The 2167-nt window shown below is 67.1% G+C and carries 4 protein-coding genes; 1 reads left to right on the top strand and 3 read right to left on the bottom strand.

Annotated features, from left to right (window positions below):
• Nucleotides 1–16: 16 nt before the first annotated feature.
• The gene (locus VN856_RS05915; RefSeq protein ID WP_325687090.1) at nt 17–334 is read right to left on the bottom strand and encodes a heme-binding protein; all 318 of its coding nucleotides are present in this window, start codon (nt 332–334) and stop codon (nt 17–19) included.
• A 167-nt stretch (nt 335–501) separates the two neighbouring features.
• Here VN856_RS05915 and VN856_RS05910 point away from each other — a divergent pair, with 167 nt between their 5' ends.
• Complete coding sequence (locus VN856_RS05910; RefSeq protein WP_325687088.1) at nt 502–1065, top strand: carboxymuconolactone decarboxylase family protein; 564 nt, start codon at nt 502–504, stop codon at nt 1063–1065.
• Here the strand turns inward: VN856_RS05910 and VN856_RS05905 are convergent.
• Both VN856_RS05905 and VN856_RS05900 read right to left on the bottom strand, forming a co-directional pair.
• Nucleotides 1054–1878, bottom strand: a complete 825-nt coding sequence (locus VN856_RS05905) for an SDR family oxidoreductase (protein ID WP_325687086.1) — start codon at nt 1876–1878, stop codon at nt 1054–1056. The genes VN856_RS05910 and VN856_RS05905 overlap by 12 nt on opposite strands.
• Before the next feature lie 78 nt (nt 1879–1956).
• Nucleotides 1957–2167, bottom strand: a 211-nt coding sequence (locus VN856_RS05900) for a TCP-1/cpn60 chaperonin family protein (RefSeq protein ID WP_325687084.1), incomplete at its 5' end; no start/stop codon positions are given.

Genomic DNA, 2167 nt, shown 5'->3' with positions numbered 1-2167 from the left:
CCCAGCCAGTCCCCGCCTAGCCGGCGGACAGTGCGTCGAACAGCGACGCCAACTGGTCCGGCGACACCGAGGCGTTGCACCTGCCCTTCAGGTCGAGCAGCGGCTGAGCGATGCCCTTCAACTCCAGCGCCTCGCCGACGTGGCTGAGGAAATAGCCGCGAACCGAGGACTTGGCGTCGGCGGGTGGCTGGTTCACCGCGGCGGTCAGCACATTGTTGGCATCCGGATGGCTGTCCAGGTATCCGCTCGCCGCGTTCAGCACCCCGCTCGAGGTGGCAGCCAGCCCGCTGGCCGAGCACGGATCGGGCGCGGCGCCGGCGGTCGGCGCGAACATGATGCACAGCACGCTAGCGGGGATTACTCCAAAGATTGTGCGCCGTAACGATTTTGCCATTATGTCGTTCCCTTCATCCCCAACTGTTCGAACGTTTAGTAGATCAGTTACCCAGATTCGCAAAAAACCCGGCCTATCCTCGGTCGCATGAACGCCTCGAGCACCACGTGAGTCGCATCGAACCGCTCGCCCCGCCTTGGAGTGAGGACGACGCCGCGGGGATCAACAGCTGGGGTCACCCGGACCGTACCTACGAACCGCTGCTACTGGTTCGCTGCCTTCAGCGCCACCCGGTGCTGGCCGGCCGACTGCGCAAGCTGGGCGAGTCGCTGTACGTGGCGGCGCTCTTGCCGCCCCGCACCCGCACCATCGCGATCCTGAGGATCTGCGCGCTGGTGGGATGCGCGTACGAGTGGGGCGGACAGGCCGCATTCTGGGGTCCCATCGCTGGCGTCAGCGACGACGAGTGCGACGCACTGGTGACCGGCGGTTCGGACGACCCGCGCTGGACCCAAGCCGATCGGGCGGTGATCGAGGCGGTGGACGAACTGGAACGCGCCGGGACGTGGTCCGACGCAACCTGGGCAGCGCTCGGCCGCGATCTCGACGACGAGCAACGGATCGAACTGCTCACGGCCGTCGGCTGGTACCGCACGATCTGCACGCTGTGCAACGCCCTCGCCCTGCCCGTGGAGGGCTGGATGCGTGAATGGCCCGCGTCAGTCCGCTGACCGGTCCCTGCGAAGGCCCGGATGCTGACTTTTCAGCAGCGGCATCAGCAGCCGTCGAGGAGTGAACTGGAACAGTCGCGTGCTGAGCTGGCTCGGCAGCCCAGGGATCACCGTTCCGCGGTCGCCGTCGAGCGCGTCGACGCCGATGCGCGCTACGTCACGCGACGCCATCCACAGAAACTTCGGAAACGCGGCGGCGAAGGCCCGCTCATCCATGCCCGCGCTTTTCACGAACTCGGTACGCACCGGGCCGGGACACAGCAATGCCACGGTGACACCGCTGCCCGTGAGTTCGCCGCGCAGCCCTTCGGTGTACGACTTTACGAACGCCTTGGTGGCGCCGTAGCCGACCTGCCCCGGGAATGGGTGGAAGCCCGCGGTGGATCCGACGTTGAGAATTCCGCCGCGTCCACGCGTCACCATCTGCTGGACGGCACGGGTCGTGAGATCGATGACGGCCTCCACGTTCACCCGTGCCTGCGCTATCTCAGCGTCTGCGGAGGTCTTGGTCACTGACCCGATCGTGCCGATCCCGGCGTTGTTGACCAGGATGTCGACGGTCAGACCTCTACTGCCCACCTCGTCGAAGAGCCGGGCGCGCGCAGCCGCATCGGCGACGTCGCAGACGATCCACTCGACGCGAACCCGCCCCCCGATTTCGCCGGCCAGTTCGCGCAGCTTGTCCTCGCGACGGGCGACCAGCGTGACACCGTGGCCACGGTCGGCCAGTTCTCGGGCGATGTCGGCGCCGATGCCCGACGAAGCACCCGTCACGAGGGCGGTGCTGGTGGGCGACGGCGGTGGAAGAGGCATTTCTCAACCCTACGGACCCACAAATACGAAAAACCCGGCCCCACCTGGGGACCGGGCTTCTCGTTGTCTGATGCGGACTTAGAAGTCCATACCGCCCATGCCACCGGTCGGGTCGCCGGCAGGAGCGGCGGCCTTCTCCGGCTTGTCAGCAACGACGGCCTCGGTGGTCAGGAACAGCGCCGCGATGGACGCCGCGTTCTGCAGCGCCGAACGCGTCACCTTGACCGGGTCGGCCACGCCCGCCTTGAGCAGGTCCTCGTACTCACCCGTCGCGGCGTTGAGCCCAACA

Source organism: Mycobacterium sp., from assembly GCF_035603715.1.
Lineage (GTDB): Bacteria > Actinomycetota > Actinomycetes > Mycobacteriales > Mycobacteriaceae > Mycobacterium.
The sequence above is the reverse complement of the archived record's forward strand: the minus strand, read 5'-3'. Positions and strand labels throughout refer to the sequence as shown.

Coding starts and splice junctions, on each gene's coding strand:
- VN856_RS05915 (WP_325687090.1), bottom strand. CDS start 334: ATGTTCGCGCCGACCGCCGGCGCCGCGCCCGATCCGTGCTCGGCCAGC.
- VN856_RS05905 (WP_325687086.1), bottom strand. CDS start 1,878: ATGCCTCTTCCACCGCCGTCGCCCACCAGCACCGCCCTCGTGACGGGT.